At 59.0% G+C, this 21,351-nt stretch carries 21 protein-coding genes; 13 read left to right on the top strand and 8 right to left on the bottom strand.

What is annotated here, in order from left to right; genetic code table 11:
- Positions 1-240: 240 nt before the first annotated feature.
- From FVV99_RS18295 to FVV99_RS18285, 3 genes are read right to left on the bottom strand one after another with little or no spacing between them, the layout of a single operon-like run.
- On the bottom strand, positions 241-1,077 hold the full coding sequence (locus FVV99_RS18295) for a substrate-binding domain-containing protein (protein ID WP_201745162.1): 837 nt from the start codon (positions 1,075-1,077) through the stop codon (positions 241-243).
- 42 nt (positions 1,078-1,119) lie between these two features.
- Positions 1,120-1,851 (bottom strand): ATP-binding cassette domain-containing protein, encoded by a 732-nt coding sequence (locus tag FVV99_RS18290; RefSeq protein ID WP_148255563.1) that lies wholly within the window; start codon positions 1,849-1,851, stop codon positions 1,120-1,122.
- A complete protein-coding gene (locus FVV99_RS18285; protein ID WP_148255562.1) occupies positions 1,848-2,552 on the bottom strand; it encodes an ABC transporter permease in 705 nt (234 codons plus the stop codon). Before FVV99_RS18285 ends, FVV99_RS18290 begins: the two co-directional genes overlap by 4 nt.
- 94 nt (positions 2,553-2,646) lie before the next feature.
- Between FVV99_RS18285 and FVV99_RS18280 the strand changes: the two genes are divergently transcribed.
- The 7 genes from FVV99_RS18280 to lhpI all read left to right on the top strand — a co-directional run bounded on the left by FVV99_RS18280 (position 2,647) and on the right by lhpI (position 9,446).
- Positions 2,647-3,537: a helix-turn-helix transcriptional regulator gene (locus tag FVV99_RS18280; protein ID WP_148255561.1), complete on the top strand. Its 891-nt coding sequence runs from the start codon at positions 2,647-2,649 to the stop codon at positions 3,535-3,537.
- A gap of 19 nt (positions 3,538-3,556) precedes the next feature.
- On the top strand, positions 3,557-4,267 hold the full coding sequence (locus FVV99_RS18275; RefSeq protein ID WP_236645477.1) for a class I SAM-dependent methyltransferase: 711 nt from the start codon (positions 3,557-3,559) through the stop codon (positions 4,265-4,267).
- Between the two features lie 116 nt (positions 4,268-4,383).
- A complete protein-coding gene (locus FVV99_RS18270) occupies positions 4,384-4,644 on the top strand; it encodes a hypothetical protein (RefSeq protein ID WP_148255560.1) in 261 nt (86 codons plus the stop codon).
- A 75-nt stretch (positions 4,645-4,719) separates the two neighbouring features.
- Positions 4,720-5,484, top strand: coding sequence for a helix-turn-helix transcriptional regulator (locus tag FVV99_RS18265; RefSeq protein ID WP_148255559.1), 765 nt, complete (start codon positions 4,720-4,722; stop codon positions 5,482-5,484).
- A gap of 199 nt (positions 5,485-5,683) precedes the next feature.
- Positions 5,684-7,183: a Na+/H+ antiporter NhaC gene (gene nhaC, locus FVV99_RS18260; RefSeq protein WP_148255558.1), complete on the top strand. Its 1,500-nt coding sequence runs from the start codon at positions 5,684-5,686 to the stop codon at positions 7,181-7,183.
- The gene (locus FVV99_RS18255; RefSeq protein WP_161599052.1) at positions 7,173-8,474 is read left to right on the top strand and encodes an NAD(P)/FAD-dependent oxidoreductase; all 1,302 of its coding nucleotides are present in this window, start codon (positions 7,173-7,175) and stop codon (positions 8,472-8,474) included. The genes nhaC and FVV99_RS18255 overlap by 11 nt, the downstream gene beginning before the upstream one ends.
- Positions 8,475-8,501: 27 nt before the next feature.
- The gene (gene lhpI, locus FVV99_RS18250; protein WP_148255556.1) at positions 8,502-9,446 is read left to right on the top strand and encodes a bifunctional Delta(1)-pyrroline-2-carboxylate/Delta(1)-piperideine-2-carboxylate reductase; all 945 of its coding nucleotides are present in this window, start codon (positions 8,502-8,504) and stop codon (positions 9,444-9,446) included.
- Positions 9,447-9,707: 261 nt separating this feature from the next.
- Here the strand turns inward: lhpI and FVV99_RS18245 are convergent, their stop codons facing one another.
- The gene (locus tag FVV99_RS18245; protein ID WP_148255555.1) at positions 9,708-10,433 is read right to left on the bottom strand and encodes an RNA methyltransferase; all 726 of its coding nucleotides are present in this window, start codon (positions 10,431-10,433) and stop codon (positions 9,708-9,710) included.
- 17 nt (positions 10,434-10,450) lie between these two features.
- Positions 10,451-11,251: an SIMPL domain-containing protein gene (locus FVV99_RS18240; protein ID WP_236645476.1), complete on the bottom strand. Its 801-nt coding sequence runs from the start codon at positions 11,249-11,251 to the stop codon at positions 10,451-10,453.
- A 215-nt stretch (positions 11,252-11,466) separates the two neighbouring features.
- Here FVV99_RS18240 and FVV99_RS18235 point away from each other — a divergent pair, with 215 nt between their 5' ends.
- The gene (locus FVV99_RS18235) at positions 11,467-12,552 is read left to right on the top strand and encodes an AI-2E family transporter (protein ID WP_148255554.1); all 1,086 of its coding nucleotides are present in this window, start codon (positions 11,467-11,469) and stop codon (positions 12,550-12,552) included.
- Between the two features lie 53 nt (positions 12,553-12,605).
- Here the strand turns inward: FVV99_RS18235 and trxA are convergent, their stop codons facing one another.
- A complete protein-coding gene (gene trxA, locus FVV99_RS18230; protein WP_148255553.1) occupies positions 12,606-12,929 on the bottom strand; it encodes a thioredoxin in 324 nt (107 codons plus the stop codon).
- 288 nt (positions 12,930-13,217) lie between these two features.
- Between trxA and cysB the strand changes: the two genes are divergently transcribed.
- A complete protein-coding gene (gene cysB, locus FVV99_RS18225) occupies positions 13,218-14,189 on the top strand; it encodes an HTH-type transcriptional regulator CysB (RefSeq protein WP_148255552.1) in 972 nt (323 codons plus the stop codon).
- A gap of 73 nt (positions 14,190-14,262) precedes the next feature.
- Here cysB and FVV99_RS18220 read toward each other — a convergent pair whose 3' ends face one another.
- A complete protein-coding gene (locus FVV99_RS18220) occupies positions 14,263-14,883 on the bottom strand; it encodes a phosphoadenosine phosphosulfate reductase domain-containing protein (RefSeq protein ID WP_148255551.1) in 621 nt (206 codons plus the stop codon).
- A 221-nt stretch (positions 14,884-15,104) separates the two neighbouring features.
- Positions 15,105-16,454 carry an aminodeoxychorismate synthase component I gene (pabB, locus tag FVV99_RS18215; RefSeq protein ID WP_148255550.1) on the bottom strand — a complete coding sequence of 450 codons (1,350 nt, stop codon included), beginning with the start codon at positions 16,452-16,454 and terminating at the stop codon, positions 15,105-15,107.
- Positions 16,455-16,706: 252 nt separating this feature from the next.
- Here pabB and FVV99_RS18210 point away from each other — a divergent pair, with 252 nt between their 5' ends.
- From FVV99_RS18210 to prpD, 4 genes are read left to right on the top strand one after another with little or no spacing between them, the layout of a single operon-like run.
- Entirely contained in the window at positions 16,707-17,414 is a 708-nt protein-coding gene (locus FVV99_RS18210) for a GntR family transcriptional regulator (protein ID WP_148255549.1), read from the top strand.
- A 14-nt stretch (positions 17,415-17,428) separates the two neighbouring features.
- A complete protein-coding gene (gene prpB / locus FVV99_RS18205) occupies positions 17,429-18,316 on the top strand; it encodes a methylisocitrate lyase (protein WP_148255548.1) in 888 nt (295 codons plus the stop codon).
- Between the two features lie 59 nt (positions 18,317-18,375).
- Positions 18,376-19,503, top strand: a complete 1,128-nt coding sequence (prpC, locus tag FVV99_RS18200) for a bifunctional 2-methylcitrate synthase/citrate synthase (protein ID WP_148255547.1) — start codon at positions 18,376-18,378, stop codon at positions 19,501-19,503.
- A gap of 49 nt (positions 19,504-19,552) precedes the next feature.
- Positions 19,553-21,037, top strand: a complete 1,485-nt coding sequence (gene prpD / locus FVV99_RS18195; protein ID WP_148255546.1) for a 2-methylcitrate dehydratase — start codon at positions 19,553-19,555, stop codon at positions 21,035-21,037.
- Positions 21,038-21,351: the final 314 nt, after the last annotated feature.

The following is a 21,351-nucleotide window of genomic DNA, read 5'->3' as shown; positions in this document are numbered from 1 at the left end:
AATTCTTTATTGTGTACTGTATTTGTATACTAAAACTCGATGATAGTGACGCCACCTGTCAACCAGCCTTGCGCGAAGGTGCTGAGCGTCATCATGTCCCGATAGGGAAAATGATGCCATGACAAGGCATTGCATGCGTATCGGTTGTGCGAATAGATAACATCAGGATGCCAAATACAGAGCGCCGAACCGGGATCTCCGGCGCGGCGCTCCAGGGGCTTCCGTCAGGTCCTGGTGGGATCAGTCGTCGCCATTCTCACCGGCATTGGGGAAGAATAGCTGTTGACCGTCGAGCTCGTAGTCGGCGATGGCCTGTTGGCCGTCCGCGGAGATCAGCCATTCGTGCCATTGCTTCGCCAGATCGTGCTTGAGGTGGGGATGACGTTCCTCGCTGATCAGCAGGCTGCCATACTGGTTGAAGAGCGCTTCGTCACCGTCGAACAGGATCTCCAGATCCTGACGGTTATCGAAGGCGACCCAGGTGGCCCGGTCGGACATGACATAGGCGTCCATGCCGGCGGCGGTGTTCAGGGTCGGCCCCATGCCGCTGCCGAGTTCGCGATACCATTCCCCCCCGGGATCGACGCCGGCGGACTCCCACAGACGGAGCTCGGCGCGGTTGGTGCCGCTGTCATCGCCGCGCGAAGCGAACGGTACCTCGGCGTCGGCGATACGTGCGAAGGCGTCTGCAGCGTCATCGGCGTCGGCGATGTCGGCCGGATCCTCGCCCGGGCCGATCAATACGAAGTCGTTGTACATCACCGGCTGGCGCTCGGTGGCGTAGCCTTCCTCGATAAAGGCCTTTTCACCGGCCGTGTCGTGAACCAGCAGGCTGTCTGCATCGCCCCGGCGGGCCAGTTCGAACGCTTGCCCCGTGCCGACGGCCACGACGCGGACGTCGATGCCCGTCGCCTCCTTGAACTGAGGAAGGATGGCGTCGAACAGACCCGACTGTTCGGTCGACGTCGTCGAGGCCAGGTTGATGAAACGCTCGTCCTCCTCGGCAGCGGCATTCGTCGCGAATGCCATGGCGAGCCCTAAGCCGGCGAGCGTGCCGACGAATCTCTTGATTGTCATCTCGATGGTCCTTTTCGGTTGCTGGGATGAAGGTGGGGTGTGTCACCACACCAACTCGCCACGCACGAAGGCCGCTGCTTCCCGTGTACGTGGCGTTGTGAAAAAACTGTCGGCCTGGTTGTGCTCGATCACACGGCCTTGGCACAGGAAGACGATGTCATCGGCCAACCGTCTTGCCTGGTGCAGGTCATGGGTATTCATGACGATGCGTGTCCCCTGGTGGTGAAAATCGATGACCGCGTCCTCCACGGCCTTGATGGCGGCCGGGTCGAGCGCGGAGGTGGGTTCGTCGAGGAAGAGGATTTCCGGACGTAGTGCCCAGGCGCGGGCCAGCGCCAGGCGTTGCTGTTCGCCACCGGAGAGAACGCGTGCAGGACGGTGTGCTATCTCGGTGAGGCCGAATCGTTCCAGGGCGTCCCAGGCCTGGGGGCGGCGGTCACGCCATCGGGTACCCTGAACGGCCAGGGCATAGGTGACGTTGGCGATGGCGGATCGGCGCAGCATGACGGGACGCTGGAACACCATGGCCTGGCGGGGTGGCCGCCCGGACTGGCCGTGCCAGCGCAGTCGACCGTGCGTCGGGGACAACAATCCATGCAGCAAACGCATCAACAGGCTTTTGCCGGCCCCGTTGGGACCCATGACGATGGTATTGCCGTGGCGTGATAGCGACAGCGATACGTCCTTGAGAAGAGCGTGTCCGCGATGCGTGAACGCGACGCCTTCCATGGCCAGCATGGTGGCGGATGTCGGGGCGGTGTTCATGTCGTTCATCCCAGACGTCTCCTCGCTTCCTCGCCGATCAGGAAAGCCCCGGCGTTGATCAGCGCCACCAGCAGCAGCAGAATCATTCCCAGGCCGAGCGCCAGGGGCAGGTTGCCCTTGTTGGTTTCCAGGACGATGGCCGTCGTCATGACGCGAGTGACGCCGTCGATGTTGCCACCGACGATCATGACGGCACCGACCTCGGCGCTGGCGCGGCCAAAGCCGGCTAGAATCACGGTCATCAGCGAGAAGCGTGCGTCCCATAACAGGGTGGGAATAGCGCGCACCCGGCTGACACGAAACGAGGTCAACTGCTCTCGATACTCATCCCAGCGTTCTTCGGTATGCTGTCGCGTGAGGGCGGCGATGATGGGAAGAATGAGCAGTATCTGGGCAATCACCATGGCCGAGGGCGTGAACAGCAGGCCCAGTTCGCCCAGTGGGCCCGCGCGCGATAGCATCAAGTAAACGACCAGCCCTGCCACGACCGGGGGCAGGCCCATGAAGGCATTGAGTATGATGATCACGAGTCCGCGCCCCGGGAAACGCCACAACGCAACGGCTGCACCCAACGGCAGTCCCAGCATGGCGGCGATGAGCACAGCCGTCAGCGAAACCTGCATCGACAGGGCGACGATCCCGACCAATGTCTCGTCGAGACCGATGATTAATTGCAGTGCAGTGGTAAAGGCGTTGTCTTCCGATAGCATGCATGACTCCTGGCGACTCGTTGCATCATGTGCTTTGCTTTGAATCAGTGCAGCTATCGATGAAATCAATGCAGTTATAAGCAGTGGTAAACATGTGAAGCAGTTTGGCTACGACTATTTGACGACGGCAGAGGTGGCCGATTACCTGCGGCTCAAGGAGCGCAAGGTCTACGATCTCGTCAAACAGGGGCAGATACCCTGTATCAAGGTGACCGGCAAGTTGTTGTTCCCGCGTCAGTCGCTGGATCTGTGGCTGATGAATCATCTGGAGGGCGACAAGCCGGGGAGTCGCGAGACACCGCCGATTCTGGCCGGGAGTCACGACCCGTTGCTGGACTGGGCACTGCGTGAGTCGCAGTCACAGCTGGCGACGCTATGTCACGGTAGCGGCGATGGGGTACGCCGTGTGCGTGATGGCGAGGCCATGCTGGCGGGGGTGCATCTGATCGATGCCGAGACGGGGGCGTACAATCGTCCCGAGGCCCTGGGGTTGGGCGGTATGCGGGATCTGGTGATATTGCGCTGGGCGATACGGCGCCAGGGCTTGATTCTGCCTCCCGACAATCCCAAAGGGGTGAATGGCATGCGTTGTCTGGGGACTGGACGGCTGGTCGTCGCGCACCGTCAGCCCGATGCCGGTGCAGACCGCTTGCTGCGCTATCTATTGAGGCGTGAGGAGATCGCTTACGATGACCTGCGCCTGGCGGACCATGTATCTCTGAATGAGGACGACCTGGCCGCGTCGATTCGGGAAGGCAGCGCCGATGTCGGTCTGGGGGTGGAGGCTGCTGCTCGACGCCATGGCTTGGCGTTCCTGCCGATACATGAAGAGTGTTTCGATCTGGTCATGCGGCGGCGCAGTTTTTTCGAGCCGCCCGTCCAGCGACTCATGGGGTTCGTGGCAGGAGAACGGTTCCGGGAGCGTGCCGCTGCACTCGGGGGGTATGATCTGTCCCAATGTGGTTGGGTGGTTTATAACGCGTGATACTTGGAGAAGCAGACCGGTGGGCAGTCGAGCGCCTCGAACGCATAAGCGGGACTATGCATCGCTGAAGCAGGAATACGCCAGACTGGCGCCTGTGTACGACCGGCGTTGGCGGGGGTATGTCGCCGCGTCAGTGTACGAGGCGGCGGCGGAGCTTCGTCTGGCGCCCGGTGAAGCGCTGTTGGACGTCGGCTGTGGCACCGGTGCACTGCTGTCATCCTTGTCCCGTCAGGTACCGGATGCGGAGTTGACTGGTGTCGACCTGTCTCATGACATGCTGATGGTCGCAAGAGAGCGCCTGGGTGATAGCGTGATGCTGTCGGTCGCCGCGGCGGAGCAGCTGCCGTTCGTCGATGCCAGTCAGGATGCCATCGTGTCGACGAGCGCCTTCCATTATATCCGTCAGCCGTCATTGGCGCTGCGTGAAATGCGGCGTGTCCTGAAACCCGGCGGCCGACTCGTGATCGTCGACTGGTGCGACGACTTCCTATCCTGCCGGCTATGCGATGTGTTCCTGCGCTGGTTCGATGCCGGCCATTATCGAACCTATCGTAGCGATGAATGCCGTGAATTGCTTCTCGATGCGGGCTTTGAGAATGTCAACGCCGACCGCTACAAGATCAGTTGGCTTTGGGGAATGATGACGCTCACCGCCCATCTCCCCGCTATGGAGGAACGCACCGTCGATTTCCCTATTTCTTGCGTGTTTGGTAGCGCCAACACATGGTAGGCTGTGTTTAATAAACAGTGTTCGCAATGCTTCTCGGCAACATGAGAAGCCAAGTGAACCATCGGGGAACTGGTAGGGGAAACCTGTGTTCAAGCAACCGCTAGAGGTTTGTTTCCATGAGATGTTCCCTGCGACTCGTTGTGTTGAGTGTTCTTGCGTCGACGTTGCTGTTGGCGGGATGTAGCTATCAACCGGCACGCTTCCAACCGGGCGAGATTCGTTCGGAGCCGTTGATTGAGTTCGATGGTAAGCGCCATTACCATCATGACCGTGATCGTCGTTATGATCGCGACCGTCATGAGCGTTCCCATGGCGGTCATCACCGTCAACGCAGAGGCTTCTGTCCGCCGGGGCTGGCCAAACAGGGCCGTTGCTGAACGGGATGGCAATTGGCAACCTCTGCGAGCTGGCGTATGGTGATAGCGTCGTGATACCAGGAAAAGCGTTGCACCATGTCAATCTTTCACCTGCGTACTCGTACGCTGTCACCGCAGTTCGTTGCGCACTCTCACCGTCACCATCAGTTGATCCTGGCAACGTCCGGGACGTCGGAGTTGAGCCTGGAAGGTCGGGGCGAGCGGATAACGCGTGCTCGGGGCTGCCTGATACCGATGGCCTGTCATCATGAGTACCAGGGGGATGGTCGCAACCGCACCCTGGTAGTCGATGTTCCCTTGCCTGATCTTGAGGTCGTGCCTGGTGCGGATGACATCCGTCGTCTGTTCGATCGTCCTCGATTCTTCATTTTGCCCGAGTCGCTGCAAACGATGACAGCGGGCCTCATTCCCCAAGTGGAAACCCAGCCCGCACTGCATGGCGATATCGGCATGCTGCTGTTGAGGGCATTGTCTCTGAGCCTGCATGACCAGCCATTGCGCGCCGACTCGGTGCCTGCGCGGAGCGGGCGTATCGACAAATGTCGACTCGATGACTATATCGATACTCACCTCAGTGTGCCGATCAGCGTGCGTGAACTGGCTTCCCTCTGTGCCCTCAGCCCTGGCCACTTTCATGCCGGTTTTCGCTCACTGATGGGCACCACGCCGATGTCGTACGTACAGCATCGCCGGCTGAATCACGCGGCTCGCATGGTGCGTGAAAGCCGCTTGTCGTTCGGCGACATTGCCGCACGCGTCGGGTTTCATGATCAGGGCAGTTTTTCACGCGCCTATCGTCGTGTGCACGGCGTGCCTCCCTCTGCCCACCGCCTGCGCTGATTGATGCGTTCCTCCGGCAATCCGAGGCGATGACCTTTCTTGGCAGAGGATGGGGCAAGGATTGCTGAGCCTCGGCCAAGCCTGTGCCGTACTGTCGTTATATGCTCCATCATCGCGGGCATGACATTATCGCGAGCCGATGTCTGCCAATGTTCCCTCGCGACCAGAAATGCAACAAACCGCGGCGACGAGGCCCACGATGAAAAACGACTACGAAGCACCTCCGATACCTGCGCCACGACTTTCGCTGGCACTGATTCCTCTCGTTCTCACCATCGCCTTGCTGGCGCTACAGATTTTCTACTACGGCGATTTCACGCCTCACATTCCGCTGGCAATGGGCTTTGGCATCACGGCGATCGTCGGCTGGATTCAGGGGTATCGCTGGAAGGACATCGAGAAGGGGGCATTCCATGTGCTGCATGTCGCCATGCCATCCATTGCCACCCTGATCATCGTCGGCATGCTGGTCGGCGTCTGGTTGTCCAGCGGAACCGTTCCGATGCTGATCTACTACGGGTTGCAGATCGTCGATCCCAACTGGTTTCTGGCAGCAGCAATGCTGATTTGCGCCTTGGTGTCGCTTTCCATCGGCTCGTCCTGGACAACGGTAGGCACCGTCGGGCTGGCGCTGGTCGGTATCGGTGAAGCCTTTGGTGTCCCTCTGCATTGGACGGCCGGTGCCGTGGTATCCGGCGCCTTTTTCGGTGACAAGATTTCGCCGCTGTCGGATACCACCAATCTCACGCCGGCTGTGACCGAAACCAATATCTTCGATCATATACGTTACATGATGCCGACGACCGTGCCGGCGATGCTGATTGCATTGGCCATTTACGCGTTCGTGGGGGGAGCGGATAGCGGTGGCGGCGACCAACTGGCGCGCATCGATGCCATCCAGTCGGGGTTGGCCGAGCACTTCACCATGGGGATCTGGCAGTTGCTGCCATTGTTGCTGGTGATCGGCCTGGCCTTTCGCAAAGTCGCTCCGATTCCTGCCTTGTTCACCGGGGCGGTCGCTGGTGGCCTGGTGGCCATGGTGACGCAGGGAGCGTCTTTTCACGATGTGCTGAACTTTGCCCATGCCGGGTTCAGCATCGATGTCGACAACGATGCCCTCGATAGCCTGCTCAATCGCGGTGGTGTGACGTCCATGACCTGGGTGGTCACGTTGATGATGTTTGCCCTGGCCTTTGGCGGCGCCCTGGAGCGTACGCGCTGTCTCGAGTCGGTGGTGCAGGCGATCTTGTCGCTGATCAAGGGCTTCCGAGGCTTGCAGACTGGCGCCGTATTGACCTCCATTGCGACCAATGTGGTGTCCGGGGATGTCTACCTTTCCATTGCCTTGCCGGGGCGGATGTACGGCCCCGCTTACGACCGGTTCGGGTATAGCCGGTTGAACCTTGCGCGTGCGGTCGAGGAAGGCGGAACCCTGGTCTCGCCGTTGGTGCCATGGAATGCGGGGGGTGCCTTCGTCATCGGCGCACTGGGACTGTCGATGTCCTCTGGGGATCTGACCGACCTTCTCTATATTCCATTGTCGTTCGGTTGCTGGCTCTCACCGTTGATCGGCATTCTTTATGCACAACTGGGCTGGTTTTCAGCACGGGCAGAAACGGATGACAACGCGTCGATGCGCGAGGGCGACGACCATGGTGATGCTGAACCGGTTCAGGACCCTCGCCGCGATGAGGCATGACCACACCCAACAAGTGACGGTGGTCGGTGCCGGTGTGGTGGGGTTGTGCATGGCATTGCGGTTGCAGCGCCTGGGCAGGCAGGTACTGCTGGTCGATAGGCAGCCTGCCGGTACGGGAACGTCGTCGGGCAATGCCGGGTATATCGCCATCGAGACGATCGATCCGCTGTCGACGATGAGCTCGCTTCGTTCAGTACCGAGACAGTTGCTCGACCGCCACGGAGCGTTGAAACTGCCCATGAGGTATTTGCCGACGGCAGCCCCATGGCTGATGCGCTTCGCTGCTGCGGCCCGTCCGGACCAGGCAGAGCGAGGGCGCCAGGCGCTGGTGTCCCTGAATAGCCAGGCGGTCGACGCATGGCGTCGTTGCCTGACGGATATCGGGGCCGCAGGCGCCTTGAGCAATGCCGGTCACTTGCTGGTCTGGGAGTCGTCGTCTGCGGCTCAGCCTCGACGTCTCATCGAGCGCCTGGCGCGTCATGACATTCGTGCGGAGTGGCAGTCGAGTGCAGAGGTGCGCGAGCGGATACCTGCCTTGTCGGCACGAGTGAAACAGGGAGTGTGGTTTCCGCAGCCCGCCAAGGTGGCGGATCCTGCCATGCTGTGCCGGCGACTTTTCGATGCATTCATGGCCCGGGGAGGGCGGTGGTCCCAGCAGGCCATACGGCATGTGGAGTCCGATGGCGAACGGGCGATCCTGCATGGGGAAACGGAAAGGATCGTCACCAACCAGTTGGTGATTGCGGCGGGTGCCTATAGTCATCGATTGTGCGCTGACCTGGGGCTCGACGTTCCGCTGGAAACCGAACGAGGCTATCACCTGACGCTGCCGGGCGCGTGCGGCCTGCTGCCTCATTCGATGGAATCGGCCGAGCGCCATTGTGTGCTTTCCCCTCTGCGGAGTGGCTTGCGCATCGTTGGCATCAGCGAAATCGGAGGCCTGAAATTGCAGCCCAGGCAGCAGCGTTTCGCGATCTTGAAGAGACATCTTCAGGCCCTGATCGATGGTCCAGACGGCTTTGCCGACGCGCCTCGGACCTGGATGGGATTCCGCCCGACCTTGCCCGACTCCTTGCCCGTTCTGGATCGTCATCCGCGACTGGCCAATGTGTTTCTGGCATTCGGGCATCAACATCTCGGGTTGACCCAAGCCGCCGTCAGTGCGGAGTGGTTGGCCGAATCGGTGGTGTATGGCAAGCATGGTGAACGACTCTCGCCGTTTCGTGTGACGCGTTTCGAGCGACGATGTCGTCACTTGTCAGCACCGAGCAACCCGGTGAGGGCCGGATAAACGTTCCATCAATGCTGAGGTATCACTATGCGCATGATCACGAGTGATGAGGTGGCGGCGTCGCTGCCTTGGGCATCATTGGTCGACCGCATTGGACAGGCGTTCCGTGAGGGGGTAGAGGCGCCTCCGCGTCATCATCATGCCATGTATCGTCCAGACGGTGAGGCGACCATGCTGTTGATGCCGGCCTGGGAGCCGCACGGGTACATCGGGGTCAAGATGGTCAATGTCTTTCCGCAGAATGCCGAGCAGGGCCTGCCCGCGATTGCGGGCGTCTACTTGCTCAGTGAAGGAATGCATGGGCGCCCCCTGGCCTGCATCGAAGGCAGCGAGTTGACTCGCCGGCGAACGGCTGCAGCGTCGGCGCTGGCAGCTCGGGAATTGGCGCGTGACGATGCCGAGTCATTGCTGGTGGTCGGCACGGGGAAACTCGCGCCGATGCTGATCGAGGCTCATGCATCGGTTCGTCCCATCAAGACAGTGCGCATCTGGGGCCGAAATGCGGACAAGGCGAACCGTTTGGCGGAACACTATGCCGATAGGTTCGACACTGCGGCGGTCGGCGATCTCGAGACGGCGGTTGGAGAGGCGGATATCGTCAGTTGTGCGACCTTGTCGAGCGAAGCGTTGATTCAGGGACGCTGGTTGAAACCGGGCGTTCATCTGGATCTTGTCGGTGCCTTTCGTCCCGGGATGCGCGAGTCCGATAGTCAGTGCCTGGAGCGCGGCGAGGTCTTCGTGGATACCTATGCCGGTGCCAAAGGCGAAGCGGGTGACATTCTGCAGGCGATCGAGTCCGGCGAGTTTCGGTTCGAGTCCATTCGCGCTGAACTCAGTGAGCTCGTTCGAGCGGAACGCCCTGGGCGCAGTAGCGCTGAGGCGATCACGGTCTTCAAGTCCGTCGGAGCGTCGTTAGAGGATCTGGCGGCAGCCGTCGAAGTCTGGGAGCAACTGCAGGCATCGAGGGGGTGAGCCACAGCGGTGCGGTCGCGACATAAAAGCGCCACGGGAGTCTCCCGTGGCGCTATGACATTCCTCCTGGGGCATCCATCCCGATGCCTTGGCTGATAGCCATTCCCTTGGGTGCATCATGCACGCCAGCATCCGTGACACGCTGAACGACAGTATCCGTTGTCTGCTACGGTGTGTTGCGACACCTCTCATGGCCCAACGATAGTGCCTTCATGTGACAGCTTGACGACACCTGGCCATGGCCGAAGGTCGAGTAGAGGTCTAGACGTTTTGCTCCAGTGAGCTCAGCAACCCACGCAGCAGCGATAGCTCCTTGCGGTTGGGCTGCGCACGAGCGAATAGCGCCTGCAGCTGTTGCTCGGTACGCGCATGAGGCTGGGTGAGAAATCCGGAGGCATGCATGACCCGAGACAAGTGGTCGTGGAAGTGGTCCAGTTGTGCCTGCGTCGGCAATCGGCCAGGCGAGGGGCGGGCCACCTGGTAGCCGCTTTCCGGCCGTTGTCGCCAGGCCCGGAAGACTTCGTAGGACAGTACTTGAACGGCTTGCGATAGGTTGAGGATACCGTAGTCCGGGTTCGCGGGAATGCTCACCTGATGACTACACTGCTGTATCTCTTCATTGGTCAGGCCGAAGCGCTCGCGGCCGAACACCAAGGCGACGGGATCCTGATCGGCGAGCTCCACCAGCGATCGTGCCATGGTCTCGGGTTCATCGAAATGCGGTAGCGGTTGACTGCGCAGTCGGGCACTGGCGCCTACGACTTGTACGCAATCGCTGACGGCGTCCGACAGGTCGCCGACGATGCGGGCTGCATCGACGACATCCTCCGCCCCGGCAGCGAGTCGCGACGCTTCCTGATCCGGGAAGCGCCGCGGGTTGACCAGCACCAGGTCAGACAAGCCCATGGTTTTCATGGCGCGCGCGGTCTGACCGATGTTGCCGGGGTGAAATGTCTGGACGAGTACGATACGAATGTTTGAAAGCATGAAGACGTGTCGGTGAATTACGGTGCGATTTCCCAGCTGACCTGTACGCCAGCATCGATACTGATCGTTCCGGGGCGATACTCGGCTTCGCTGCCACTCTGACTTTCCATGGCATCGGCCTGGAGGGCCATCCGGCGGGGCGTGAATACGGGCGATTGCGTTTCCTGAACGCTGAGGACCTGCCCCAGTTCGACATCCAGGGTGTCGGCCATCAGTTCCGCCTTGTGTCGCGCTTTCTCCAGTGCTTGACGTAACGCGTCATGGGTGGCGTCGTCGCGATCCGCCAGGTCGTACTGTATGCCGTCGAGAGCATTGACTCCGGCTTCGGTCAGGGCATCCAGTATGGTCGGCAGGGTGTCCAGCTCGGTGATATCCAGCGTGATGGCGCGTTCGACTTGCGTGCGCACCATCGGCTCGCTTTCGTCGTCGCTCGTTGCCGGATGAATCCGTTCGGGACGTATGTTGAGCGAACCGGCACTGATGTCGTCACGCTCCAGGCCGGTATCTTCCAGGCGACGAATCAACTCACCCGTGCGGGTTTCGAGACGCTGACGAGCCTGTTGCAAGGCGTCGGGATCGGTCTGTTGATCGTCCTGCACCGCCACGGCTTCGGTACGTTCCCACAGCCGTGCGTTCAGAGTGGCGTTGTCGGGAGTGACAGTGACCGTTGCCTGGGCTTGCAGGTCCAGGGTGCGTGGCATCTTCTCCTCGGCCTCAGCCGCCTGGGCACCGGATAGGGTGAGCGATGTCATCACGAGAAGCGTTGCACACCAGCGCAATGCTGATGGCCGGGTGCGTGTCATCCGAATACATGTCATGGTATTGCCTCCTTGCGGGTGAACCCGTGGTTTTCAGGCCCGCTGCGATCACCTGATTATCGGTTCAGCGCGGATATCCTGTCATCAAACGATACCGCGTGTCAGCTTGCAATAGGCAGTCCCATCAAGGAAATTGCATGCTTGTTGCATGAAGTTGTGACTTCAAGCATCTGCAACCATCATTAAGCTTTGATAGCAAGCCAGGAAGGCCCTCGATGATCTCAAACGAGACGACACGTACCATTCCCTTGAACCTCCTGTTGGCGTTGGCTTCGCTGGTCATCATCATCGGAGGCATGCGAGCCGGTTCGAGCTTGCTGGTGCCCTTGTTGTTAGCCCTGTTCATCGCCGTGGTCTGCACCTCGCCCGTTCAGTGGCTGCACCGGTGTGGATTGAGCCTGCGCCTGTCGGTGTGGGTGACGTTACTGGTGATCGGCATGCTGATCAGTCTGCTGGGACTATTGCTGGCAAGCAGTTTCACGACATTCACGGATTCATTACCAACCCTGGAAAAGGAGCTCAACGAGTTCTATCTGAATGCGTTGCGTTGGTTGGCTCAGCATGGCGTCTCGATCAGCCCTGAGCAATTCAGCCAATGGATCGACCCCACTCATGCCACTCAGTTGGTGCCAACCTTCCTGAGCGAACTGGGGAATATGCTGGTTCAGAGCATCGTCGTGGCACTGTTGGTCGTGTTCATGTTGTTCGAAACACTCAACTTTCGCCACAAGGTGTCGCTGGCTCTGGAGAACCCGGCTCCCAGTCTGCGCGGGTTTCAGCAGTTCAGTCAGACGCTCAAACGCTACCTGGCCGTCAAGACGGTCATCAGTCTCGTGACGGGGGTACTGGTCTGGTTGACGTGCATGATCCTGAATGTGGATTTCCCGCTACTCTGGGCGACGATGGCATTCGGGCTGAACTTCATTCCTAACATTGGCTCCGTGCTCGCCGCCATTCCGCCGGTCATCCTGATTCTGGTCACGCCTGAAGGGGGAGTGCTGCAAGCGATGATCCTGGCCGGCGCCTATCTGGTGATCAATCTGGTCATGGGCAACTTGATCGAGCCTCGCATGATGGGGCGTGCGCTGGGGTTGTCGACGCTGGTAGCCTTCCTGTCATTGGTGGTCTGGGGTTGGATCTTCGGTACGGTGGGGATGCTGTTGTCGGTCCTGTTGACCATGACATTGAAAATTGCCTTGGAGAGTCACCCGGAAACGCGCTGGCTCGCCCGTTTACTGGGACCGGCCGACGAGCGGCAGGCGCTCGGTGGCAAGCGGGTGTCAGACAGTGAATCAAGATGATATTGCCCCGGCGAACCGGGGCAATACAGGAACCGACAGAAGCGGTACGACACTCAACCGTTCTGTTCGATGAACTGGGATAGTTGTGATTTGGATTGGGCGCCTACCAGCGAGGCGACCTTGGCGCCGGACTTGAACAGCATGACGGTGGGTACACCACGCACACCATGTTCGGCCGCGATTTCCGGTGCATCGTCGACGTTGATACTGACCACCTTGAGGTTGTCGTCGCGTTCGTCGGCGATTTCATCGACCACTGGCGCCATCATCTTGCAGGGACCGCACCAGGGAGCCCAGAACTTCAGCAGCACGGGTTTGTCAGCCTTGAGAACTTCCTGCTCGAAGTTAGCGGTGGTGACATCGACGTTATTGGCCATGTGATTCTCCAGTTGCATTGCGCTTCTTCAAGCGAGCTTTTACAGCGTAGTCGGCAGATGTTAGCTATCGCTAGAGCCTGTGGCAAATGTGCCGTTCGTTATCCCTTTGATAGCTAGTCGCTATGATTTCGGTGATTCAAGCGCCATCTGGTTTTCGATGGCTGCTACATGTCAATATGCTATAAAGTAATTGCAGGTCAAAATTAATATTGCCTTATGGTATGAGCGAGACGCTTTGTCGTCGGGTGCCAGCGAGGAAATGATACGACAACAGTGGAGACGGCAGGTATGAAGCTGCAACAGTTGCGTTATATCTGGGAGGTGACTCGGCATAACCTGAATGTGTCAGCGACTGCACAGAACCTTTACACGTCCCAACCTGGTATCTCCAAGCAGATTCGGTTGCTGGAGGACGAGCTGGGCGTCGAGATCTTTGCCCGTAGCGGTAAGCACCTGACGCGCGTCACGCCGGCAGGCCAGGCGATTATCGATCTGGCCGGACAAGTGCTGCGTACGACGGAAAATATCAAGCAGGTGGCGCAGGAACACAGTGACGAACGCCGTGGTAGCTTGTCGGTGGCGACGACGCATACCCAGGCGCGTTACGCCTTGCCACCGGTCATTCGGGCGTTTCGAGAGAAATATCCCGATGTGGCGCTGCATATGCAGCAGGGAACGCCCAAGCAGATCGCCCAAATGGTGAGCGAGGGGCTGGCCGATTTCGCGATCTGCACCGAATCGCTCGAATTGTTCAGCGATCTGATCCTGTTGCCCTGTTACCGCTGGAATCGGTGCGTGCTGGTGCCTCAGGATCACCCGCTGGCCAAGCTCGATACATTGACGCTCGAGACATTGGCCGAGTATCCGCTGGTCACCTATGTGTTCGGTTTTACGGGCCGCTCGCAGTTGGATGATGCTTTCCGGGCCAAGGATCTGGTGCCCAATGTCGTCCTGACGGCGGCCGACGCCGATGTCATCAAGACCTATGTCCGGTTGGGCCTGGGTGTGGGTATCGTGGCACACATGGCTTACGATCCGGCAGTCGATAGCGATCTCGTGGCGCTCGATGCCAGCCATCTCTTCGAAAGCTCGACCACCAAGATCGGCATTCGTCGAGGCACATTCATGCGTGGTTACATGTATGACTTCCTGCGTGGGTTTGCCCAACACCTGGACCGGGATACGGTGGATGCGGCGCTGGAAGCCGGGCCGCGCCATGAACAGGCGCTGTTCGGACGTATCGACTTGCCCGAGCGATAAGCGTGCGCATGCCGAACCGCCAGCCCCCGGCCATGGGGGCGGCCGGGGGCTGGCGTATGGCCAAGGGCATTGTTCAGTGCTGCAGGTGTAGCCCGCATTCGCGCTTGTCTTCCACTTTGGTGGGATCGAAGTAGTCGAAGTTGTTGGGGAGCTCGTGCTTCTGCAGGTACTGGTACATATCCTTGGCTGTCCAGTGCAGTACCGGCGCGACCTTGATGATGCCGTCGGCATTGATCGATACCGGCTGCATTTCCGCGCGTTGCGCCGTGTCTTCGGCACGCAGTGCAGTCAGCCAGACCTCGGGCGCCATTTCACGGAGCGCGCGCTGGAACGGCTCGAGCTTGACCTCCTCGGTGAAGGCGGCATGACGAGGATCTTCGATATCGGGCACGGGGCCTTCCAGTGCTTCGCGATGGGCTCGAGAGCGACGGGGGTGATAAACGGTCAGGTTGAGACCCAACTGGCGCACGACCTCGTCGGCAAACTGATATGTCGCGTCGGTATTGTAGCCGGAGTCCATCCAGACGACCGGAATATCAGGCTGTACCTGGGTCACCATATGCAGTATCACGGCCTCGAACGGACGAAAGTTGGTCGTGCAGATTGCATGCTTGCCGAGGCCTAACGCCCATCGTGTCAAGGCCTCTGGATCATTCCCCAGGTCCCGGTTGATGGTGTTGATATCGAGTTCCATGTGAGCCTCCAGAAAATGGCGGGGTCGCGGATCACCCCAAGGATGTTCTTACCCTACCAAAAGCTGGATGGCCGCACCCAATATCGATTGGTTCGGTTCTTATATAGCTAAATGATTTCAAGAACGGTTGTTTTTAGAACGAAGCGTGTTATCTCACAAGGATAAGGAACACTCGATCCAGCGAGGGTCCATCTGCCCCGAGACGGCGAAATGACGTCTCGCTATGAGCCCAGTGCCTTCAACAGGTGACCGATCTTGTCGAGTGTTTCGTGATATTCGGCGGTTTCGTCGGAGTCGGCGACCAGTCCGCCACCTCCCCATAAATGCAGTCTGCCGGCATCGGCGACGGCCGTGCGAATGGCGATGGAGGTATCCATGTGACCGCGTCCATCGACATAGCCCAGGCTGCCGCAGTAGGCACTGCGGCGGCTGGGTTCGAGTTCATCGATGATCTGCATGGCGCGCACCTTGGGTGCACCGGTAATCGATCCCCCGGGAAAGGCGGCCGCCAGCAGGTCCAGTGAACGGTATGCAGCGTCCAGCTCGCCACTGACGATACTGACGAGATGATGGACATTGGCATAGGTTTCCAGCCCGCACAGTTGCGGCACCTGAACGGTTCCCGGTCGGCAGACGCGCCCGAGGTCATTGCGCAGCAGGTCGACGATCATGACGTTTTCCGCGCGATCCTTGTCGCTTTGCAACAATTCATTGGCGAGCTGGCGATCTTCCTCAGGGGTCTGGCCGCGCGGTCGAGTTCCCTTGATGGGGCGCGCTTCGACGTGTCCGGATTTGGCCTGGATGAAGCGCTCCGGTGACAGCGACAGAATGCCTTGGTTGCCCCAGGCCAGATACCCTGCAAAAGGGGTGGGGGTAGAAGCTCGGAGACGCCGGTAAGCCTGCCATAGGTCGCCTTCATAGGAAGCGCTGAAACGTTGCGAGAGATTGATCTGGTAACAGTCTCCTGCGTGGATATACCGCTGCACGGCGCGGAAACGCTTACCATAGCCCTTGGCATCCAGTTCCCCCTCGAAGGGTGCGGTAATCCGGAACGGGGCTGTCGGGCGCGCGGGGTCATCCAACCAGGACAGGACTTGTCGGCGTCGTTCCGGAGCGGCGACCAGCCAGCTTTGCTGTCGGTGGTGATCTTGAATCAGCGCCCAGTCGTAAAGACCAAGGCGACAGCGGGGCAATTGGGTGGCATCCCTGGCGTATTCCGGGAGCGGTTCGAGGTGACGCCCCAGGTCGTAGCTCCAGTAGCCTATCAGCCCACCGAGAAACGGCAGGTCACTGTCCATGTCCGGGAGATCCAGGCTATCGAGCAGAGCTTGCTGTGCCTGGAATGGGGCGTTGGGTAGCCATGGACATTCGGGGCACAGCGTATTGCCGCGATTGTCGACCTCCAGCGTGGCGAGTGGATCGCAACTCAGGATGTCGTAGCGCCCCCCGGGGCTTTCCGGCTTGCCACTATCCAGCAGTACCGCACCGCGCCGCTGACGCAGTGTCTCGAAGTAGCCCAGAGGGTGGCTTCTATACGGTAGCGGAATTATGTCCAGTGTCGGTGACGTCATGCTTGGCCTTTGCCTGAGAAGCATTACATTCTAGGCGATCAAGCACGAATTTGTCGCATTGGCCGTGGGGGAGGTCATGATGCACTTTTAACGGTGCCACCTGCATGTCGTTCGATCAATTGTTGACATATGGCCAACAGGTGCTGACATTGGATGCGCCCAAAGGAGAATGGAAACAAGTCATCAGGTTAGTTGACCGTGGATGGCTTGCTTGGATAGAGTTTCTTATCAACCTGATTGTCGACAATTACTATGACATCTGAATCCGATGCCACCGAAGTGCGGACGCTTGCCGAACGTGTCTTCAACCAACTGCAGGACGCCATCGTCAGAGGAGAGTTGGCGCCAGGCAGCAAGATTACCGAGCCGGGCCTGTCCAAGGCTTATGGTATTTCACGCGGTCCCTTGCGTGAGGCCATGCGTCGTCTGGAAGTGCATCGTCTGATCGAGCGGGTACCGCATGTCGGTGCTCGTGTCGTCAAATTATCGATGAAGGAGTTGTTGGAGCTGTTCGATGTCCGGGAGGCATTGGAGAGCATGGCAGCCCGTCTGGCGGCGGAATGCATGTCCGCTGAAGAGGTCGCGGGGCTACGCGATGTGCTGGCGTTTCACGAGCGCCAGGCGGATCTGGCTCGTGGCGAAGCCTATTATCAGCGTGAAGGGGACCTGGATTTTCACTACCGCATCGTTCAGGGCAGCCACAATCGCATGCTGGTGACGATTCTTTGCGATGATCTCTATTATCTGGTGCGACTGTATCGCACTCAGTTCACTGCGAGCGGGAACCGTCCCCAGCGTGCCTTCGTGGAACACCATCGCATCGTCGACGCGATCGAAGCGGGGGATGCTGAACTGGCCGAGTTGTTGATGCGGCGCCACGTCAGTGCGTCGCGGGCGACAGTGGCTGAACGGTATGCGGCTGTTCTGGAAGAGGAAACGTCAGTGCCTCCCACCGGTTAATACAGGAGAAGTCCATGGTTCAAACGACGCCCGGCGCACGTTTCCGTTCGGCGCTCGATACGCATCATCCTCTGCCCATCGTTGGCACGATCAACGCCTATACGGCGTTAATGGCTGAACGGGTCGGTCACCCGGCGATCTATCTTTCGGGCGGCGGTGTCGCCAATGCGTCTTATGGCCTGCCGGATTTAGGCATGACCACGATGAACGATGTCGTGGAAGATGCCCGTCGCATTACCGGCGCTTGCGAGTTGCCGCTGCTGGTGGATATCGATACCGGCTGGGGAGGGGCCTTCAATATTGCGCGCACGATCAAGGAGATGCAGCGTGCCGGTGTGGCGGCAGTGCATCTGGAAGATCAGGTAGCGCAGAAACGCTGTGGTCACCGGCCCAATAAGGCGATCGTGTCGAAACAGGAGATGGTCGACCGCATCAAAGCGGCGACCGATGCCAAGGTCGATCCGGATTTTTTCCTGATTGCGCGTACCGATGCGTTTCAGAAGGAGGGGCTGGACGCGGCCATTGATCGCGCCAATGCCTGTGTCGAGGCAGGAGCGGACGCTATTTTCGCTGAAGCCGTTCACACCCTGGATGACTATCGTGCCTTCTGCCATGGCGTCCAGGCACCGATTCTGGCCAATATCACCGAATTCGGTGCGACACCACTATTTTCCCAGCAGGAACTGGCCGAGGCGGGATGCCGGCTGGTGTTATATCCGTTGTCGGCGTTCCGCGCCATGAATGCTGCCGCCTTGCAGGTTTACCAAAGCATCCATCAACAGGGTCATCAGCGCGATGTCGTTGATATGATGCAGACTCGCGATGAGCTCTATGACTTCCTCAATTACCACGACTTCGAGCGCAAACTCGATGCCCTTTTCACGGCTGAAGATAACGAGTAGCGCCTGACTGCAAGCCGATAGTCATCATCACTGTTTTTTGTATTGCTAGGAGTCACGTCATGGCTGAGAAAACGCCGGAAAGCACAGGATTGCGCGGGCAAAGCGCTGGTAGTACGGCGCTATGTACGGTGGGTAAGAGCGGTTCGGGGCTGACCTATCGGGGGTATGATATTCATGACCTGGCAGACAAAGCCCGTTTCGAGGAAGTGGCTTACCTGCTGCTCAAGGGCAAGCTGCCGACACAAACCGAACTGGATGCCTACGTCGCGAAGCTCAAAGGGTTGCGTGGCCTGCCTCAGCCCCTCAAAACGGTATTGGAACAGATTCCGGCCAACGTTCATCCGATGGATGTTATGCGCACAGGCGCCTCCATGCTGGGCAATATGGAGACCGAAGGAAGTTTCGACCAACAAGAAGAGCATACGGATCGACTGCTGGCCGTTCTGCCGTCGATCATTTGTTACTGGTATCGTTACTCGCATGATGGTGTACGTATCGAGACCGAAACGGACGATGAGTCGGTCGGCGGGCATTTCCTGCATCTACTGCATGACGCCCCGGCTTCCGAGCTGCATGCCCGGGTCATGAATGTGTCGTTGATACTGTACGCTGAACACGAGTTCAACGCTTCGACCTTCACTGCCAGGGTCTGTGCGTCGACGTTGTCGGATATCCATTCATGTGTCACGGGAGCCATCGGCACGTTGCGTGGTCCGCTGCATGGGGGGGCCAACGAGGCGGCAATGGAAATGATCGATAACTGGCAATCGCCGGATGAGGCCGAGCGTGAACTGCTTGGAATGCTGGAGCGTAAAGAGAAGATCATGGGGTTCGGGCACGCCATCTATCGGGAATCCGATCCACGTAACGCCATTATCAGAAAATGGTCCGAGCGTCTGGCCGACGATGTGGGTGATACGCGCCTTTATCCGGTATCCGTACGTTGCGAAGACGTCATGTGGCGTGAGAAGAAACTGTTCTGCAACGCCGATTTCTTTCATGCCAGCGCTTACCACTTCATGGGGATTCCGACGAAACTGTTCACCCCGATCTTCGTCTGTTCGCGTGTCACCGGGTGGTGTGCCCATGTCTTCGAACAGCGCCAGGGGAACCGTATCATTCGTCCCAGTGCCGATTACGTCGGTCCTGACTATCAACCCTGGCAACCGATCGAACAACGCCAGTAATACTGTCTTGAGCAATGGGCTAACTTAGCCTGGATTCAGAGGAATCTTCATGAGTGCCAATGTTGATCTGAACGAGCGCCCGGATTACGACGTCGAGTTGCAGAAGATTGCCGATTACGTCCTGGATTACAGGATCGATAGCACGGAGGCGCTGGATACCGCGCGCAACTGTCTGATGGACACGCTCGGTTGCGGTTTGCTGGCGCTGCGTTTTCCCGAATGCACCAAGCATCTCGGACCGCTAGTGGAAGGGACGGTCGTTCCCAACGGTGCACGTGTACCGGGCACGTCGTTTCGGCTGGATCCGGCCAAGGCGGCCTGGGACATTGGCTGCATCATTCGCTGGCTGGACTACAACGATACCTGGTTGGCAGCTGAGTGGGGGCACCCGTCCGACAATCTAGGCGGTATCCTTGCGGTGGCCGATCATCTTTCGCAGGTACGTGTGTCTCAGGGAGACTCTCCCCTTACCATGCGTGCCGTGCTCGAAGCGATGATCATGGCGCATGAGATTCAAGGCGTCATTGCGTTGGAGAACTCGTTCAACCGAGTGGGTCTGGATCACGTCGTGCTGGTCAAGGTAGCCAGTACAGCCGTTGTTGCCAAGTTGATGGGAGCCGACCGCGATCAACTGTTGTCCGCCTTGTCGCACGCCTGGGTCGATGGGCAGAGTCTCAGGACATATCGGCATGCACCCAATGCGGGATCGCGCAAGTCCTGGGCTGCTGGTGATGCGACGTCGCGGGGTGTGCGACTGGCCGATATTGCCATGCGTGGCGAAATGGGGATTCCCGGCGTACTCTCGGCTCCGCAATGGGGCTTTTACGATGTGCTGTTTGCCAAAACCAACAAAGACCAACGACTCAAACCGGAAGGCCAGCGACAGTTTTCCTTCAGTCAGGCTTACGGTACCTATGTGATGGAAAACGTACTGTTCAAGATATCGTTCCCTGCCGAGTTCCACGCGCAGACCGCCTGTGAAGCGGCGGTCAAGCTGCACCCTCAGGTCAAGGGGCGACTAGACGAGATTGACAGAATCGTCATCACGACGCATGAATCCGCGATTCGGATCATCTCCAAAGTCGGTGAGCTGGCCAATCCCGCCGATCGTGATCACTGCTTGCAATACATGGCTGCTGTGCCTCTGGCGTTCGGTAACCTCATCGCCGAACACTATGAAGATGCTTTCCATGATGCCAACCCTGTCATCGATGACTTGCGTGAGAAGATGGAAGTGGTCGAAGACGAACGTTACACCCGCGAGTATCTGGAAGACGACAAGCGGTCGATCGCCAATGCGATCCAGGTGTTTTTCAAGGATGGCAGCCAGACGGAGCAAGTTGCCGTGGAGTATCCCATTGGCCACCGCCGTCGACGTGACGAAGGGATCCCCTTGTTGGAGGAGAAGTTCAGGGCCAACCTGGCCACGCGTTTTGCGCCGCGTCGATGCGATGACATCTTTGCCCTCTGCACAGATCAGCGTGCCCTCGAGGCCACTCCGGTCAACCGGTTTGTCGATTTGTGGATAACGTGAACGCTGCCTGACCAGTGAACCCGCAGGTGAAAGTCCCGAGAGGTCGACAAGGAGAGTGGCGTGTCGGTAGAGGATGATCTATATTTTTTGGTCCGAGGGCTTGTCACGTAACGAGCTTCGATTTATAGTACGCATCCGCTGCCGACGAGGGGCCATCCCCTGGGTAGTGGACCGATACCGAACTTGTTGTTTTATGGGTTATTTTGGGTATTGGTGGCGTTATCGGGATTGACAGGTAGTGAGTTTCCGGTAGAATACGCCTTCCTCGCTGAGGCCCGGCCCGGCGAGACGCTCTTTAACAATCGATCAGGTAA

This window comes from Aidingimonas lacisalsi (genome assembly GCF_008079445.1).
Taxonomy (GTDB): domain Bacteria; phylum Pseudomonadota; class Gammaproteobacteria; order Pseudomonadales; family Halomonadaceae; genus Aidingimonas; species Aidingimonas lacisalsi.
This window is presented reverse-complemented; position numbering and strand designations above follow the sequence as displayed.

Bases quoted from the DNA above. Each gene is read 5' to 3' on its own strand.
- FVV99_RS18295 (WP_201745162.1), bottom strand. From the start codon at position 1,077: ATGACAATCAAGAGATTCGTCGGCACGCTCGCCGGCTTAGGGCTCGCC.
- FVV99_RS18290 (WP_148255563.1), bottom strand. From the start codon at position 1,851: ATGAACGACATGAACACCGCCCCGACATCCGCCACCATGCTGGCCATG.
- FVV99_RS18285 (WP_148255562.1), bottom strand. From the start codon at position 2,552: ATGCTATCGGAAGACAACGCCTTTACCACTGCACTGCAATTAATCATC.
- FVV99_RS18270 (WP_148255560.1), top strand. From the start codon at position 4,384: ATGAGATGTTCCCTGCGACTCGTTGTGTTGAGTGTTCTTGCGTCGACG.
- FVV99_RS18265 (WP_148255559.1), top strand. From the start codon at position 4,720: ATGTCAATCTTTCACCTGCGTACTCGTACGCTGTCACCGCAGTTCGTT.
- nhaC (WP_148255558.1), top strand. From the start codon at position 5,684: ATGAAAAACGACTACGAAGCACCTCCGATACCTGCGCCACGACTTTCG.
- FVV99_RS18255 (WP_161599052.1), top strand. From the start codon at position 7,173: ATGAGGCATGACCACACCCAACAAGTGACGGTGGTCGGTGCCGGTGTG.
- lhpI (WP_148255556.1), top strand. From the start codon at position 8,502: ATGCGCATGATCACGAGTGATGAGGTGGCGGCGTCGCTGCCTTGGGCA.
- FVV99_RS18245 (WP_148255555.1), bottom strand. From the start codon at position 10,433: ATGCTTTCAAACATTCGTATCGTACTCGTCCAGACATTTCACCCCGGC.
- FVV99_RS18240 (WP_236645476.1), bottom strand. From the start codon at position 11,251: ATGACATGTATTCGGATGACACGCACCCGGCCATCAGCATTGCGCTGG.
- FVV99_RS18235 (WP_148255554.1), top strand. From the start codon at position 11,467: ATGATCTCAAACGAGACGACACGTACCATTCCCTTGAACCTCCTGTTG.
- trxA (WP_148255553.1), bottom strand. From the start codon at position 12,929: ATGGCCAATAACGTCGATGTCACCACCGCTAACTTCGAGCAGGAAGTT.
- cysB (WP_148255552.1), top strand. From the start codon at position 13,218: ATGAAGCTGCAACAGTTGCGTTATATCTGGGAGGTGACTCGGCATAAC.
- FVV99_RS18220 (WP_148255551.1), bottom strand. From the start codon at position 14,883: ATGGAACTCGATATCAACACCATCAACCGGGACCTGGGGAATGATCCA.
- pabB (WP_148255550.1), bottom strand. From the start codon at position 16,454: ATGACGTCACCGACACTGGACATAATTCCGCTACCGTATAGAAGCCAC.
- FVV99_RS18210 (WP_148255549.1), top strand. From the start codon at position 16,707: ATGACATCTGAATCCGATGCCACCGAAGTGCGGACGCTTGCCGAACGT.
- prpB (WP_148255548.1), top strand. From the start codon at position 17,429: ATGGTTCAAACGACGCCCGGCGCACGTTTCCGTTCGGCGCTCGATACG.
- prpC (WP_148255547.1), top strand. From the start codon at position 18,376: ATGGCTGAGAAAACGCCGGAAAGCACAGGATTGCGCGGGCAAAGCGCT.
- prpD (WP_148255546.1), top strand. From the start codon at position 19,553: ATGAGTGCCAATGTTGATCTGAACGAGCGCCCGGATTACGACGTCGAG.